This window comes from Agrococcus phoenicis, assembly GCF_047302415.1.
Lineage (GTDB): Bacteria > Actinomycetota > Actinomycetes > Actinomycetales > Microbacteriaceae > Agrococcus.
Genome location: NZ_CP154854.1, coordinates 2,549,291 through 2,563,943, shown reverse-complemented (window position 1 = coordinate 2,563,943; position 14,653 = coordinate 2,549,291). Strand labels below are relative to the sequence as shown.

The following is a 14,653-nucleotide window of genomic DNA, read 5'->3' as shown; positions in this document are numbered from 1 at the left end:
GCGCCCTCAGCATCAGCCCGCGGGATCCTCCGCAGGGGGCTGCGCGGCGTGGCGACCGGCGTCCGGCGCGGCCGCCGCCTCCTCGGCAGCTGCGACGATGCGGCTCGCCATCACCTCGAAGATCACCTGGTGCGCGGGCACGAGCGACCACCAGTAGAGGCGGCCGGAGAGCCCGCTGGGCAGGAAGATCGCGCGCTGCCGGTAGCGGCTGCCTCCCTCGTGGGGCTCGACGCTGAACTCGATCCAGGCGCGACCCGGCACCTTCATCTCGGCGCGCAGCCGCAGCAGCCTGCCGCGATCCAGCCGCTCGACCCGCCAGAAGTCGACGACGTCGCCCTCCCGCAGTCGATCGGGGTCGCGGCGACCGCGGCGCAGCCCCACGCCGCCCACGAGTCGATCGGCGAGCCCGCGGATGCTCCACAGCAGCGGCACGGAGTACCAGCCGCGGTCGCCGCCGACCGCCTCGATCACTCGCCAGACCGCCTCGGGCGGCGCGTGCGTCGTGCGCTCGCGCGCGTCGTCGAGCACCGTGGAGCCCGACCAGCTCGGGTCGCTCGGCAGCGGATCGGAGGGTGCCCCGACCGAGGAGGCCGAGCGCCAGCTCGACTCGATGTCGCCCGATCGCTCGCGCGCGATCGCCAGCCGCACCGCCTGCCGATAGCCGGTCAGGCCACCCTCCGGCGGCGGGATGAGCGCGTCGATGCGCCGCTCGCCGACCACGCAGTCGTGGAGCAGCGATCCGATGAGCGGCATCGCGATCGCGCGCGGCACCGGCGTCACGAGGTTGACCCACTGCGACGCGAGCCACGGCGTGAGCACCGGCAGCGGCGCGATCGGCCGCTGCGGCAGCCCGGCCTCCACCGCGTAGCCGTTCATCACCTGGCCGTAGCGCAGCACGTCCGGGCCGCCGATGTCGAAGGCGCCGTGCACCTCGCCCTCCAGCGACGCGGCGGCCACGAGGTAGTGCAGCACGTCGCGCACGGCGATCGGCTGCACGAAGTTGCGCACCCAGCGCGGGGCCGGCATGTAGGGGAGCACCTCCGTGAGGTGGCGGATCATCTCGAACGACGCGGAGCCCGAGCCGATCACGATGCCCGCCTGCAGCACGATGGTGGGCACGCCCGAGTCGAGCAGCGCATCCCCCACCGCCACTCGCGAGGCGAGGTGCTTCGAGAGGTGCTCGCCCTGCGGGTGCAGGCCGGAGAGGTAGACGATGCGCTGCACGCCCGCCGACTTCGCGGCGGCGGCGACGTTGCGCGCCTGCTCGAGCTCTGCCGCCGCGAAGTCGCCGCCGGCGCTCATGGCGTGCACGAGGTGGAAGACCACGTCGATGCCCTCCATGGCGCGACGCGTGTCGCCCGGCACCTCGAGGTCGCCGCGCACCACCTCCACGGCATCCGCCCACGACGCGTCGCGCAGCCGGCCAGGGTCGCGGGCCAGCACGCGCACGGCGTGCCCGGCCTCGACCAGGCGCGGCGCCAGCCGGCCGCCGACGTAGCCGGTGGCGCCCGTGACGAGCACGCGCCTGCCCTGCGGCTCGCCCGCCTCCACCGCGCCGCTCGTGTCGCTGTCGCTGTCGCTGTCGCTCATGCTGTGCCCTTCGTGTCGGTCTCGCCCATCACGGGCCCCTCGCTCATCGGACGCCGAGCGCCCAGGCGATGCAGAGCATCGTCACCAGGAAGCCGCAGCCGTAGTTGACCCACAGGAAGCGGCGCCACCCGCGGTTCGCCTCGGCGCTGTCGGCATCGCCCACCGAGCGGAACGGCAGCGCGAGCCACAGGTAGGGCACGGCGACGAGCGCTCCCAGGGAGGCCGGCCACGGCGCGAGCAGCATCAGCAGCCCGGCCGCCAGCCAGAGCCCGATCGCCAGCCGCACGGTCGCCGTCGCGCCGAGCGCCGTCGCGATCGACGCGATGCCGCCCTCGCGGTCGGGCACCACATCCTGCACCGCGCCGAACGCGTGGCTGGCCATGCCCCAGCAGAAGAAGGCGACGAGGATCGCGACGAGCTGCGGGCTCCACTCGGCGCCCGCGAGCACGAGCCCGTAGACCGCGGGGCTCACGAAGTGGGTGCTCGAGGTGATCGAGTCGAGCACCGGCACCTCCTTGAAGCGCAGGCCGGCCGCGGAGTACGCGACGACCGCGAAGAGGCTCACTGCCAGCACCGCCCACGAGAGGGGGTCGCCGAGCACCACGAGCGCGACGACGAAGGGCAGGCACAGCAGGGCCGACCACCACAGCGTCGCCGCGTGGGTCGAGGGCGGCAGCAGCGCGCCCTCGATGCCGCCCTTGCGCGGGTTCTTGGCATCGGATGCGTAGTCGAAGACGTCGTTGATGCCGTACATGGCGAGGTTGTACGGCACGAGGAAGAAGAGGGTGCCGATGATGAGGCGGGCGTCGATCGCGCCCGTCGTCAGCAGCATCGCGGCAGCGAAGGGGAAGGCCGTGTTGATCCAGCTCACCGGGCGGGAGGCGAGCAGCAGGCGGCTGGCGAGGCTGCGCTGCTCGGTGACCTCACGCATCCGTCTGCCCCCGCCCGCTCGCCGCGGAGCCCAGTCTGCCAGCCGGGCGGCGCGCCGGCCACAGCCGCCAGGTGGCAGCGGCGACGAGCACGGCGATGAGCGCGTAGCCCAGATCCTCGACGGGGGCGAGGCCGATGCGCACACCCAGCAGCAGCGCCTCGTCGAAGCGGAAGAGGTCGGCGGCGATCATGAGCGAGTCGAACACGACCGTCAGCAGCAGCACCGCCGCCGCCGCGATGGCGACCGCGGCCCAGCCGCGGCGATCGCGCCGCAGCGCCCAGGCGGCGAGGCCGACCGCGATCACGAGGGCCGGCGCGAGCAGCAGGGCGTACATCACGGGCGCTGCCCTCCCCCGCTGCCGGCCTGCGCGCCCCGACGAGCGCGGGCGGCGAGCACCCGCTCTGCGGCGCAGATCGCGACGATCGACACGTAGGCGAGGAAGGTGACGAAGGCGAGCTCCTCGATCGGCAGGTGCGGGAGCACCTCGAACCCCGTCATCCAGGGCGATTCGCCGAGCCGGAAGTTGCCGGTCGCGATGCCGCCCAGGTCGATGAGCAGCATCGCGAGCGCCGTGACGACGACCGTCGCGATCGCGCGCGGCGCGTCGCGGAAGAGGGCGAGCCGCCAGCGCGCGTCGATCGCGCCGACGCCGAGCGCGGCGAGCAGCAGCGCGCCGAGGTAGGCGAGGGTCATCGAGTGGTCGCCGAGGGCTGCAGCGGGCCCGTGCTGCGGTCGCCGCGCACGTGCTTGACGACCAGCTCGGCCGAGATGAGGCACATCGGCACGCCGATGCCGGGCACCGTCGTCGCGCCGGCGAGCAGCAGGTCGCGGACCCTCCCGTGCTTCGTCGAGCCGCGCAGGAACGCGCTCTGCCGCAGGGTGTGGGCCGGGCCGAGCGCGGTGCCGCGCCACGACGCGAAGTCGGCGGCGAAGTCGGCGGGGCCGATCGTGCGCCGCGCGACGACGCGGGAGCCGAGGCCGTCGATGCCCGCCCAGTCACCGATCTGCGCGATGGCGCGGTCGGCGATCGCCTCGACGGCCGCGTCGCCGGCGCCGTCGATGCCGCCGTGCCCGAGGCGCGTGTCGGCGGGCACCGGCACGAGCACGAACAGCGCCTCCTGGCCCGCTGGGGCGACCGAGGAGTCGGTGGCGGAGGTGCGGCTCACGTAGAGCGACGCGGGATCGGTCACGCCGTCGGCCGGGTCTGCGGCCTGCGCGCCGAAGATGCGGCCGAAGCCCTCCTCCCAGTCGCGCGTGAACAGCAGCGTGTGGTGCGCGAGCTCCGCCAGCTCGCCCTCGACCCCGAGCATGACGAGCACGGCGGACGGTCCCGCGACGCTCCGCGCCCAGCGCTTGCGCGCGCGCTCGGCGACGCCCGGCACGTGCGCGAGCAGTTGGGTGTCGGTGGCGTGCCCGTCGGCGGCCGAGACCACGATGTCGGCGTCGATGCGCTCGCCGCCGGCCAGCTCGACGCCGCGAGCCGCGCCGTCGACGACGAGGATCCTGTCGACCGCGGTGCCCGTGCGCACCTCCACGCCGGCCCGGATCGCCAGCTGCGCCAGCGCATCCACCACCCGCGTGAAGCCGCCCTGGGGGTACCAGACGCCCTCGACGAGGTCGAAGTGGCTCATCAGGTGGTACATGGAGGGGGCGGAGCGCGGCTCGGTGCCGAGGAAGACCGCGGGGTAGCCGAGCGCCTGCCGCAGGCGCCGATCGGTGAACGAGCGGTCGACCTTGCGCTCGAGCGACTCGACGAGCAGGCGGCCGAGGCGCGGCAGCCGAGCGCCGAGCCCGAGCCCCGCGAAGGCCTTCGGCGAGTCGAAGCGGTTCGACAGCAGGGAGGCCGTGGCGAGCGCTGCCGTCTCGCTCGCCGAGTCGAGGTAGCGGCGGAGCGCCTCGCCCGCGCCCGGCTCGATCGCCTCGAAGCGCGCGACGGTCGTCTCGAGGTCGCCGGAGATCTCGAGCGCCTCGGCCTCGCCCTCGTACAGCACGCGGTAGGCCGGGTCGAGGCGCACGACGTCGACCTCGTCCTCGAGGCGCGAGCCCAGCAGCCGGAACGCGTGCTCGTACGGCTCCCGCATGAGCATCCACGAGGGGCCGGTGTCGAAGGTGAACCCGCCCGAGCGCCACACGCCCGCGCGACCGCCGAGCGCCTCGCGCTGCTCGACGAGCGTCACCTCGTGCCCGTCGCGCGCGAGCAGGCCCGCGCTCGCGATGCCGGCGACACCGCCGCCGATGACGACGATGCGGCTCATCGGGCGGGCTCCGCGTCGGCCGAGCGCTGCTCGATGCGCCGTGGGCGGGTCGGCCGCGCGCGGCTGAGCCCGGCGCCGAGCGCAGCGCGCGCGACGATCGCTGCCTTCTGCGCGGGCGGCACGCTGATGCGGCGGGTCGGCAGCACCGCCGCCGGGGTGGCGCGGATGCGCCGAGCCAGCGCCGCGAAGATGTCGTGCGCCGCGATGACGGCGGGTCGGGCGCCGCCCGGCAGCAGCGCCACGGTGCTGCGGGCGATGCGCAGCTCGCCCTCGAGGCGGTCGAGCACCTGGCCGACGGCCTCGTCGGTCGGCGCCGAGGGGTCGACGCCCGGCAGGTAGGCGCGGCCGAGGCCGGCGGAGTCGGCGCCGAGGTCGCGCAGGAAGTTGACGATCTGGAAGGCGCTGCCGAGCGCACGGGCCCCGCGCGCCACGCGTCGCGCCTCCGCGTCCGGCAGCCGCGCGCCACCCAGGAAGCAGCGCACGCACATGATGCCGACCACCTCGGCCGAGCCGTAGACGTAGGCGCGCAGCTCGCGCTCGTCGGCGAAGGCGACGGGATCGAGGTCGCGGCGCATGGCGGCGAAGAACGGCGCCGTCTGCCCGGTGGTGATGCCGACCCGGCGCGCGGTCTCGGCGAAGGCGTGCACGACGAGGTCGGCGCTGAAGCCGCTCTCCAGCGCGCGCTCCACCTCGTGCTCGAGCTCGTCGAGCACGCGGCGGCAGCCCTCGGCGTCGAGCCCCGACTCTGCGCCCGGGCCGTCGACGATCTCGTCGGCCACGCGCACGAGCGCGTAGACCGTCTCGATGTCGCCGCGCATCTGCGGCGGCAGCAAGCGGCTCGCGAGCCCGAAGGACGAGGAGTAGGCGCTGATGACGGCACCGCTCGCCCTGCGCGCGGTCGCGGTGTAGAGCTCGAGCCCCGTCACCGGGCGCGCTCCGCGCAGCGGGAGAGGATGTCGAGCAGGTCGTCGCGCAGGCGCTGCTCGACGGGTGCGACGGCGATCAGCTCGCGCACCTCCGCGCAGCCGTCGGCGATGCGCTGCTCGACGGCGGCGAGGGCGCCGCTGCCGCGCATCACGGCGCGCACGCGGGCGGCGGCGCCGGGGTCGGCGGTCGGGTCGCCGTAGTGCTGGGCGACGGATGCCCACGCGGCGTCGCGCCGCGCCAGGGCCGAGAGGAGCGTGGGTGCGCCCGCGCGGATGTCGCTCAGCGCGCTCTTGCCCGTGACCGCCTCGTCGCCGAAGACCCCGAGCAGGTCGTCGCGCAGCTGGTAGACGACGCCGAGCCGCAAGCCGATCTCGCCCAGCGCCTCGACGGCTGCGTCGTCGCGGCCGCCCAGCAGCGCGCCCACCTCGAGCGGCGCGCGGAACGAGTAGTCGGCGGTCTTGTCCTCGAGGATGCGCGTGATCACGTCCTCCTCCGGGGCGCTGCCTGCGAGCAGCACATCGTCGTGCTCGCCCTCGGCGGCATGCACCATCGACCGCTCGACCACGTCGAGCACTCGGATGCGCGTCGCGGCGGCCACGTCGATGCAGCCGAGCGCGGCGAGGGCGCGCACGAGCAGCGCGTCGCCCGCGACGATCGCGGTGGTGAGCCCGAGGCGGGTCGCCGAGGCTGCGTCGAGGCCCGCGGCGGTGGCCGTGCTGCTGGCCGCGTGCGCGACGGTGGGCTCGCCGCGGCGCTCGGCATCGGCGTCGATCACGTCGTCGTGGACGAGCAGCGCGGCGTGCAGCAGCTCGATCGCGGCTGCCGCCGTGATGACCGCGTCGCGGTCGACGGCGTCACCGGCGGCGATCAGCACCAGGCGCGGGCGCAGCAGCTTGCCGCCGCCGACCGCGCCGGCCGCCGCGGCCTGCACCGGGTGCGGCCGAGTGGGCGCCGCGAGCGCCGCGATCGTGCGCTCGACGTCGGCGAGCATCGTGCCTGCGCCGACGACGGTCATGCGGCACCGGCGAAGAGCGGCAGCTGGTCGGCCTGGAGCACGAGCCACGGGCTGAACGCCCACGGCGTGGCGCGGATCCCGGCGATCAGGCGCTCGGGCTCGACCCACTGCCACTCGACGGTCTCGTCCGGGTCGGGGTGCAGCTCGCCGTCGACGCGGGCGATGTAGACGGGGCAGCGCTCGTGCTCGACGATGCCGCTGGCGTCGACGGCGCGGTACTGGAAGTCTGGCAGCGCCAGCTCCGGCTCCGTGATCTCGACGCCCAGCTCCTGCCGCACCCGGCGCCGCACCGCGTGCTCGATCGCCTCGCCGGGCGCGGGGTGGCCGCAGCAGGCGTTCGTCCAGACGCCCGGCCACGCGCGCTTGCCGAGCGCGCGACGCGTGACGAGCATCCGCCCCGCCTCGTCCAGCAGGTGGCAGGAGAAGGCCAGGTGGAGCGGCGTCGCGGCGGTGTGGACCTCGGCCTTGGGCGCTGTGCCCACCGGTGTGCCGCTCGCATCGAGCAGCACCACGAGCTCCACGTCCGTCACCGGCTCGGGCGCTCCCAGCGTCGTCGTCATGACCCCAGCGTACCAATACTTAGACTGTGCAACTATCAGTTTAGGAATAGAATGGCGGCATGACGACACCGCTGGGAACCCCCGATGAGCGCGCCGTCGTGGATCCCCGCAACCATCCCATGGCGGCGGATGCGATCCGAGAGCTGGGTCTCGCGGATGCGGACATCGACGAGGTCATCGACATGTTCGAGGCGCTGCGCGCGTGGCGCACGGCTGCCGACGAGGAGCAGGAGCAGAGCCGCCGCCTCATGGGCCTCGGGGAGAACGACATGCGGGCGCTGCGGTTCCTGATGACCGCGGGCCGCGGCGACGGTGTCATCACCTCCACGATGCTGGCCGAGCACCTCGGGCTGCAGGGCTCGTCGGTGACGAAGATGCTCGATCGCCTCGAGCGCGCCGGGCACGTGCGCCGACAGCCGCACCCCACGGATCGTCGCGCGCTCTCGATCGTGGTGACGCCCGCGACCGCCGCGAGCGCCACCGAGGGCGTCGGCGCGGCGCACCTGCGGCGATTCCGCGTCGCAGCCAGCATGCCGAGCGCCGAGCGGCGCGCGGTGACGCGCTTCCTGACGGAGATCGCCGCCCGCACCGGGCTCTGAGGCTCGGGGTCGGCCCGCGCGGCCCGCGGGCGCGATCCACTTGCCTCGCGGTGGCGCGCTCGCTCCCGTGAACACTGGCAGGCATGACGGGCGAGCGAGCGGCGACGCGGCCATCGGCGACGACAGCGGCGGGCGTGCGCTGGGGGCTGCTCGGCGTCACCGCCTTCTCCTTCACCGTGATCTGCACCCGGGTCGCCGTCGCCGAGCTCGATCCGCTGCTCGTCGGCGCCGCGCGCGCCGTGGTCGCGGCGTCGATCGCGGCCGTCGCGCTCATCGCCACCCGCCAGCGCCTCCCCCGCGGACGCCAGTGGATCCAGGTGCTCGTGGTCGCCGGCGGCGTGGTGGTCGGCTTCCCGCTGCTCACCTCCTTCGCGCTCACGACCGCTCCCGCGAGCCACGGCGCCGTCGTCATCGCGGTGCTGCCGGCGGCGACGGCGCTCGCGGCCGTCCTGCGCGGTCGCGAGCGCCCGGGCCGCGCGTTCTGGCTCGCGGCGGCGGCCGGGGCGGTCGTCGCCGTCGTCTTCGCCTCGCTCGGCAGCGGCGAGCCGGGGAGGTTCCACGCCGCCGACCTCCTCCTGCTCGGCGCGGTGGCGGCAGCGGCGATCGGCTACGCCGAGGGCGGACTGCTCGCGCGCGAGCTCGGCGCCTGGCAGACGATCTCGTGGTCGCTCGTCGTCGTCGCGCCGCTCATGCTGCTCCTCACCGCCGCCTCCGCGGCGAGGGCGCCCGTCGAGGCGAGCCCGGCGGCTTGGTCGGCGTTCGCGTACTTCGCGGTCGTCAGCATGTTCCTCGGCTTCATCGCCTGGTACCGGGGGCTGGCGATCGGCCCGATGGCGCGCGTGAGCCAGCTGCAGCTCGTGCAGCCGGTGCTGTCGCTCGTCTGGGCGGCGCTCATCCTCGGGGAGCCCCTGACGCCGCCGACCCTGATCGGCGGGCTCGCCGTGATCGCGTGCGCCGCCGTCGCCGTGCGGGCTCGGCGACGCCCGCCCGGGTAGCCGAGCGCACCGCGACGGCGCGTCAGAACGGCGTCGGCCCGTCGGGCGCGAAGCCCGCGTCCACGCGATCCCTCGCGTCGTCCTCCGCGGCGGACTCAGCTGGCGCGTCGTGCGCGGCCGGGGTCGTGGCGAGGGGGCCGGAGGCCGTGGTGGGCGGGCCGTAGGCCGTGGTGGGCGGGCCAGAGGCCGTGGTGGGCGGGCCAGAGGTGGCATCGCGAGGATCCGCCGGCGCATCGCGCAGGTCGTCCCGCGCGGCGCGCGCCGCGTCGCGCTCCCGCACCTCGTGGATGAAGCGGCGCACCCGCTGGTCGACGATGATGTCGCGCGGCTGCAGCGGCCGCGAGAGGTAGAGGCCCTCGAGCGAGGTGAGGCGGGAGAGCGCCACGTAGGTCTGCCCGGGCGCGAACGCGCGCGAGCCGAGGTCGACGATCGCGCGGTCGAAGGTCTTGCCCTGCGACTTGTGGATCGTCACCGCCCAGGCGAGCCGCAGCGGGAACTGCGTGAACTCGGCCACCACATCCCGCTTGATCTCCTTCGTCGTCGGCGAGTAGGAGTACCGGAACTGCTCCCACACCGCCGGCTCGACCTCGTGCTGCTCGCCATCGACCTCGACCCAGACCGTGCCGCCGATGTCGACGACCTTGCCGAGCGAGCCGTTCACCCAGCGCCCGGCGGAGTCGTTGCGCAGGAACATCACCTGCGCGCCGATCTTCAGCTGCAGCTCGGCGTCGGCCGGGTACTGCCGCCCGCCGAAGTCGCCGGAGACCTCGGCGACCGCGGTCTTCGACCGCCCCGCCAAGCGGGCGAGCTCGCGGGAGTTGATGCGCGTGACGGTGTCGTTGCGGGTCGCGAGCGTCAGCACGTCGTCCCCCGGCGGCGTGCGCGCGCCCGCATCGTTCAGCAGCTGGGCGATCTCGGCCGTGACCGTGCCGTGCCGCACCGCGTTGAGCGCCTGCTTGAACTCCAGGTCGCTCTGGCGATGGATGTGCACGAGCTCGACCACCTCGAGCGGCTCGTCGCGCCAGACTCGGGCGTCGAAGAACCACATCGACTCGTAGTGGTCCCCGAAGTAGGCGCGCTCCTCGGCGTCGCCGGGCACGGGCGCCAGCTGGTACGGATCGCCGAACATCACGACCTGCACGCCGCCGAAGGGCACCGAGCGCACGCCGCGCGCCTGCCGCAGCGAGCGGTCGATGGCATCCATGAGGTCGGCGTTCACCATCGAGATCTCGTCGATCACGAGCAGGTCGAGCTTGCCGAGCATGCGCTTGAGCTCGGCGCTCTGCCGCAGCGGCGCGTCGGCGATCACGCCGAGCGGCAGCTTCAGCAGCGAGTGGATCGTCTGCCCGCCGACGTTGAGCGCGGCCACGCCCGTGGGCGCGCAGACGATGATCTGCTTCCGCGAGCTCTCGGTCAGGTGCCGCAGCAGGGTCGACTTGCCCGTGCCGGCGCGACCGGTGATGAAGAGGTGCCCGTCGCCGTGCTCGATGCGCTCATAGATCGCCAGCTGCTCCTCGGTCAGCACGACGGTCATCCCACCATCCTCGCGCACGTCCGGCGCCCTCGGTGCGAGCCGGCGCGCGCGTCTGCGGAGACGAAGCGCCGGGAGGCCTCGCCGGCGCGCGCGACGCGGGCGGCGTGCGCGAGGCGGGCGGCCTGAGCGAGGCGGGCCGTGTGACCGACTGTGACGCCGCATCCGCCCCCTGCTTGACGGATGCGAGAGGATGGAGCCAGGAACGGAGGAACGCGCCCATGTGTCGACTGCTCGCGCACGTCTCACCGACACCTGCCACGACGCAGGAGGTCATCGGGAGCGCGTCCTGCGTGGAGTGGCAGCGGCTCGGCCGCCTGCACACCGACGGCTGGGGCACCGCGTGGATCGACGGCGACCAGGTGCGGCGCTATCGCGACGCGGCCCGCGGCCTCGACAGCGCCGACCTCACCGGCGCCCTCGTCGACACACCCACGCGCGCTCGCCTCACCCACCTGCGGCTCGCGACCGAGGGGCTCGCGACCCGGGTGGCGAACACCCACCCGTTCCGCGTCGGCGAGATCGTGCTGGCCCAGAACGGCTCGGTCGCCCCGATCTCCCGGCTGCGCGCGAAGGTGACGGATGCCGAGCTCGCGCGCGTGGGCGGCGAGACCGACACGGCGATGGTCTTCGCGCTGATCCTCCGCAGGCACGAGGCGGGCGAGCCCCTCTTCGACGCCGTGACCGCGACCGTCACCGAGCTGCGTCGCGAGTTCCCGACCTCGGCGCTCAACCTGCTCGTGCTCTCGCCCGAGGAGCTGATCGCCACGCACGCCAACCAGGGCGCGCCCATCCCCCACGACCTCTTCGAGGAGTCGGGGCTCGGCGACGACCTGCCGGCCGATCACGTCGACCACTACTACCAGCTGTCGTGGCGGCGGGCCGAGGACGGCGCGATCGCCGTCACCTCGAGCGGCCTCACCGGCGACGGCTGGAACCGCATGGCGCCGGAGACCGCCGTGCGCATCGACCTCGCCTCGCTCGAGGTCTCGCGCCGCGAGCTGCACGAGCACGCGGCGCTGTCGGCCTGATCGCGGAGGGCGATCCGCGCCGCGCGCCTGCGCTGCCGGTGGCAGCCGTCAGCGGCGGCTGAAGAGCGCGACCGCGATGCCGCCGACGATGAGCACGGCGGCACCTGCCGCCGCGGCGATCCACGGCGTCGGATCCTCGTTGTAGGAGTCCTGCGCCTTCCCGACGGCGCGGTTCGCGACCTTCTTCGGGTTGACGCGCTCCTCGAGCTCGTTGAGGTGCTGGCGCAGCTCCTCGCGCTTGCGGTCGACCTCGCGCTGTTCGGTCATCGCTGCACTCCGTTGGTCTGAGGTCCGGTGTTCGTGTGGGAGCCGGTGCTGCTCGCGCTCGACGACCGGGCGGGGATGTCGTCGAGCGGGTCGCTGCCGTCGGCCGCGTGGCCGAGGCCGCGCACCATGTTGACGTCGTCCTTGATGGAGTCGACCGCCTCCAGGTCGCTGAAGTCCTTGTTCTTCTTGATCGAGGCGAACCCGGCGAGCGCCAGGATCGCGACCAGCAGCAGCAGGACGCCGGAGACGATCAGGGCGGAGAGCCAGGGGGCGAAGGCCTCGTTGAGGCCCTGGTAGCCCGCGTAGATCAGCCAGCTGAGCAGGAAGACGCCGAAGACACCGGCGACCGCGAGCAGGGCGCCGCCGACGCCGAGGCCCTTCGCCTTGCCGGCGATCTCGCCCTTCAGGTTGTCGATCTCGGCCTTGACGAGCTCGACCACGAGCTTCGGGGTCTCGGCGAGCAGATCGCCGAGCGACTTGCGCGTCACCATCAGACGTCCTCAGGGCGCGCCACGTCGGTGCCGTGACCGCCACGGCGCGAGCCCTTGCCCTTGCCCTTGGTGCGGTGCGTGACCTTGCCGATGGCGTCGCTCGCCGCATCCGTCGCCGTCTCGACGAGCTTGGGGCCCTGCGTCTCGACGAAGTGCTGCACCTCGTGCCGCTGCTTCGAGACCGTGGGCGAGTTCCACACCTTGTCGGCCGCGCTCGCGATCTGCTCGTAGCGCTGTCGACCGGCCTTCGCGCCGAGCACGTAGCCCGCGCCCAGTCCGACCACGAAGAGGATCCTGCCGCGCATGTTCGCTCCTGCCGTTCGGGTGCCAGCAGCGCTGGCGTTCAACTGCCCCAACGATACCCAGCGCATCCCTGGACGCGCTCACAGTCTTCGTACCCCAGGGGCACGCATCACCAGATGACGACGCGCGCCTCCGGGTCGAGCCACAGGCCGTCGCCGGCCTGCACGTCGAACGCCTCGACGAAGGCGTCGATGTTCTTCACCACCTGGTTCGTGCGGTGCTCGTTCGGCGAGTGCGGGTCGATCGAGACGAGGCGCACGGCCTCCTCGGGCCGGATCTTCATCTGCCACGCGTAGGCCCAGGAGAGGAAGAAGCGCTGCGCACCCGTGAGGCCGTCGATCACGGGCGGCTCCTCGCCGCCGAGCGAGCGCAGGTAGGCGCGCCACGCGATGCTGAGGCCGCCGAGGTCGCCGATGTTCTCCCCGATCGTGAGCGCGCCGTTGACGCGGTGGCCCGGCGCTGCGGCCGGCTCGAGCGCGTCGTACTGCGCGATGAGGGATGCGGTGCGCTGCTCGAACGCGGCGCGGTCGGCATCCGTCCACCAGTCGACCAGGCGGCCGTCGCCGTCGTACTTCGAGCCCTGGTCGTCGAAGCCGTGCCCGATCTCGTGCCCGATGACCGCGCCGATGCCGCCGAAGTTGGACGCCGCGTCCCGCCCCGCGTCGAAGAACGGGGGCTGCAGGATCGCCGCGGGGAAGACGATCTCGTTGAAGCCCGGGTTGTAGTAGGCGTTGACGGTCTGCGGGTTCATGAACCACTCGTCGCGATCGATCGGCCTGCCGATCTTCGCGAGCTCGCGGTCGTGCTCGAATCGCGTCGCCGCCTGCACGTTCGAGACCAGGTCGTCGCCGATCTCCAGCGAGCCGTAGTCCTTCCACGCGAGCGGGAAGCCGATCTTGGGCGTGAACTTGTCGAGCTTCTCGAACGCGCGCTGCCGCGTCTCCTCGCCCATCCACTCGAGCGTCGCGATCGAGTCGCGGTAGGCCTCGACCAGGTGCTCGATGAGGACGTCCATCGCCGCTTCCGCCTCGGGCGGGTAGTGCCGCTCGACGTAGATCTTGCCGACCGCGTCGCCGAGCAGCCCCTCGACGAGCGAGATGCCGCGCTTCCAGCGCTCGCGCTGCTCGGTGGCGCCGGTGAGCACGGTGCCGTAGAAGTCGAACTGGGCGCGCGAGATCTGCGTGGTGAGGTAGCTCGCGAAGGAGCGCAGGATGCCGATGCGCAGCCAGGAGCGCCACTCGTCGATGCGCTCGTCGACGAGCATCGAGGCGAGCCCCTCGAAGAAGCTCGGCTGGCGCACCACCGCCTCGGCGTAGACGCCGGCCGGGGCGTCGATGGCCTCCAGCCACGGGCGCAGGCGCGGGTGCTCGTCGAGCAGGCGCTGCAGGTTGTAGGTCTGCTCGTCGTCGCGGCTCTGCACGTTGTCCCAGTGGTGGGTCGCGAGCTCCGTCTCCAGCGCGAACACGACCGCGGCCTCCGACTCGGCGCCCTCGGCACCGATGTGGCCGAACATCGTCTGCAGGTGCTCCAGGTAGGCGGCGCGGATCTCGGCGAACGCCTCCTCGCGGTAGTACGACTCGTCGGGCATGCCGAGCCCGCCCTGGTTCACGTGCACGAGGTAGCGCGACGGGTCACCGGGGTCGGTGTCGACCCACTGGCCGGCGAGCGTGGGGCCGCCGATCGACTCGAGCTCGCCCAGCAGCGCCAGCAGCCCGTCGATGTCGGTGACGGCCTCGGCGCGCTCGAGCAGCGGCCGGATGGGCTCGATGCCCTTCGCGTCCGCCGCCTCGACGTCGAGGAAGGAGGCGTACAGGTCGCCGACCTTGCGCGCATCGGTGCCCGGCTCCGCCTCCTGCATCTCGATGACGATGTCGCGCACGGCCGCCTCGGCCGCCTCGGCGAGCACGGCGAAGGAGCCCCATCGAGCCTTGTCCGCGGGGATCTCGGTGCGCTCGATCCAGCGGGAGTGCACGTGCAGGAAGAGGTCGTCCTGGGGACGGATCGCGTCGTCGAAGTCGTCGACGGGGAGGCCGGAGGGCAGAGTCGTCATGTCCCTCAGCCTACGGCTCGCGCCGTCGAGCGGCCTGCTGATCGAAGGGCGCCACGAGCGCGCGCGGCCCGGCCGCGACGGGCCCGAGCGCAGCGGTCGGTAGCGTGG

15 protein-coding genes and 1 pseudogene are annotated in these 14,653 nt (G+C 73.5%); 3 read left to right on the top strand and 13 right to left on the bottom strand.

What is annotated here, in order from left to right; all coding sequences use genetic code 11:
- Nucleotides 1-12 precede the first annotated feature (12 nt).
- The 8 genes from AA0Z99_RS12335 to idi are packed head-to-tail and all read right to left on the bottom strand — an operon-like array spanning nucleotide 13 to nucleotide 7,278.
- Nucleotides 13-1,590, bottom strand: coding sequence for an SDR family oxidoreductase (locus tag AA0Z99_RS12335; RefSeq protein WP_413317779.1), 1,578 nt, complete (start codon nucleotides 1,588-1,590; stop codon nucleotides 13-15).
- A gap of 43 nt (nucleotides 1,591-1,633) precedes the next feature.
- A complete protein-coding gene (locus AA0Z99_RS12330) occupies nucleotides 1,634-2,521 on the bottom strand; it encodes a prenyltransferase (RefSeq protein ID WP_413317778.1) in 888 nt (295 codons plus the stop codon).
- Nucleotides 2,514-2,855: a lycopene cyclase domain-containing protein gene (locus tag AA0Z99_RS12325; RefSeq protein WP_413320865.1), complete on the bottom strand. Its 342-nt coding sequence runs from the start codon at nucleotides 2,853-2,855 to the stop codon at nucleotides 2,514-2,516. Before AA0Z99_RS12325 ends, AA0Z99_RS12330 begins: the two co-directional genes overlap by 8 nt.
- A complete protein-coding gene (locus AA0Z99_RS12320) occupies nucleotides 2,855-3,214 on the bottom strand; it encodes a lycopene cyclase domain-containing protein (protein WP_413317776.1) in 360 nt (119 codons plus the stop codon). Before AA0Z99_RS12320 ends, AA0Z99_RS12325 begins: the two co-directional genes overlap by 1 nt.
- Nucleotides 3,211-4,776, bottom strand: coding sequence for a phytoene desaturase family protein (gene crtI / locus AA0Z99_RS12315; protein ID WP_413317774.1), 1,566 nt, complete (start codon nucleotides 4,774-4,776; stop codon nucleotides 3,211-3,213). The genes AA0Z99_RS12320 and crtI overlap by 4 nt, the downstream gene beginning before the upstream one ends.
- A complete protein-coding gene (locus AA0Z99_RS12310) occupies nucleotides 4,773-5,702 on the bottom strand; it encodes a phytoene/squalene synthase family protein (protein ID WP_413317772.1) in 930 nt (309 codons plus the stop codon). The genes crtI and AA0Z99_RS12310 overlap by 4 nt, the downstream gene beginning before the upstream one ends.
- Nucleotides 5,699-6,718 (bottom strand): polyprenyl synthetase family protein, encoded by a 1,020-nt coding sequence (locus tag AA0Z99_RS12305; protein WP_413317770.1) that lies wholly within the window; start codon nucleotides 6,716-6,718, stop codon nucleotides 5,699-5,701. Before AA0Z99_RS12305 ends, AA0Z99_RS12310 begins: the two co-directional genes overlap by 4 nt.
- Nucleotides 6,715-7,278 (bottom strand): isopentenyl-diphosphate Delta-isomerase, encoded by a 564-nt coding sequence (idi, locus tag AA0Z99_RS12300; protein ID WP_413317768.1) that lies wholly within the window; start codon nucleotides 7,276-7,278, stop codon nucleotides 6,715-6,717. The genes AA0Z99_RS12305 and idi overlap by 4 nt, the downstream gene beginning before the upstream one ends.
- A gap of 59 nt (nucleotides 7,279-7,337) precedes the next feature.
- Here idi and AA0Z99_RS12295 point away from each other — a divergent pair, with 59 nt between their 5' ends.
- Together AA0Z99_RS12295 and AA0Z99_RS12290 are read left to right on the top strand one after the other, a co-directional pair.
- The gene (locus AA0Z99_RS12295; protein WP_413317766.1) at nucleotides 7,338-7,877 is read left to right on the top strand and encodes a MarR family winged helix-turn-helix transcriptional regulator; all 540 of its coding nucleotides are present in this window, start codon (nucleotides 7,338-7,340) and stop codon (nucleotides 7,875-7,877) included.
- An 83-nt stretch (nucleotides 7,878-7,960) separates the two neighbouring features.
- Complete coding sequence (locus AA0Z99_RS12290) at nucleotides 7,961-8,872, top strand: DMT family transporter (protein ID WP_413317764.1); 912 nt, start codon at nucleotides 7,961-7,963, stop codon at nucleotides 8,870-8,872.
- 274 nt (nucleotides 8,873-9,146) lie between these two features.
- Here AA0Z99_RS12290 and AA0Z99_RS12285 read toward each other — a convergent pair.
- A pseudogene (locus AA0Z99_RS12285) lies at nucleotides 9,147-10,406 on the bottom strand (ATP-dependent DNA helicase); the annotation flags it as partial.
- 218 nt (nucleotides 10,407-10,624) lie between these two features.
- Here AA0Z99_RS12285 and AA0Z99_RS12280 point away from each other — a divergent pair.
- On the top strand, nucleotides 10,625-11,434 hold the full coding sequence (locus AA0Z99_RS12280) for a class II glutamine amidotransferase (RefSeq protein ID WP_413317762.1): 810 nt from the start codon (nucleotides 10,625-10,627) through the stop codon (nucleotides 11,432-11,434).
- Nucleotides 11,435-11,482: 48 nt separating this feature from the next.
- Here AA0Z99_RS12280 and AA0Z99_RS12275 read toward each other — a convergent pair whose 3' ends face one another.
- The 4 genes from AA0Z99_RS12275 to AA0Z99_RS12260 form a co-directional block, all read right to left on the bottom strand.
- Entirely contained in the window at nucleotides 11,483-11,701 is a 219-nt protein-coding gene (locus AA0Z99_RS12275) for a DUF3618 domain-containing protein (RefSeq protein ID WP_413317761.1), read from the bottom strand.
- Nucleotides 11,698-12,192 (bottom strand): phage holin family protein, encoded by a 495-nt coding sequence (locus AA0Z99_RS12270; RefSeq protein ID WP_413317760.1) that lies wholly within the window; start codon nucleotides 12,190-12,192, stop codon nucleotides 11,698-11,700. The genes AA0Z99_RS12275 and AA0Z99_RS12270 overlap by 4 nt, the downstream gene beginning before the upstream one ends.
- A complete protein-coding gene (locus tag AA0Z99_RS12265; RefSeq protein WP_413317758.1) occupies nucleotides 12,192-12,497 on the bottom strand; it encodes a hypothetical protein in 306 nt (101 codons plus the stop codon). The genes AA0Z99_RS12270 and AA0Z99_RS12265 overlap by 1 nt, the downstream gene beginning before the upstream one ends.
- Before the next feature lie 107 nt (nucleotides 12,498-12,604).
- Nucleotides 12,605-14,545 carry a M13 family metallopeptidase gene (locus AA0Z99_RS12260; RefSeq protein WP_413317756.1) on the bottom strand — a complete coding sequence of 647 codons (1,941 nt, stop codon included), beginning with the start codon at nucleotides 14,543-14,545 and terminating at the stop codon, nucleotides 12,605-12,607.
- Between the last annotated feature and the right edge of the window lie 108 nt (nucleotides 14,546-14,653).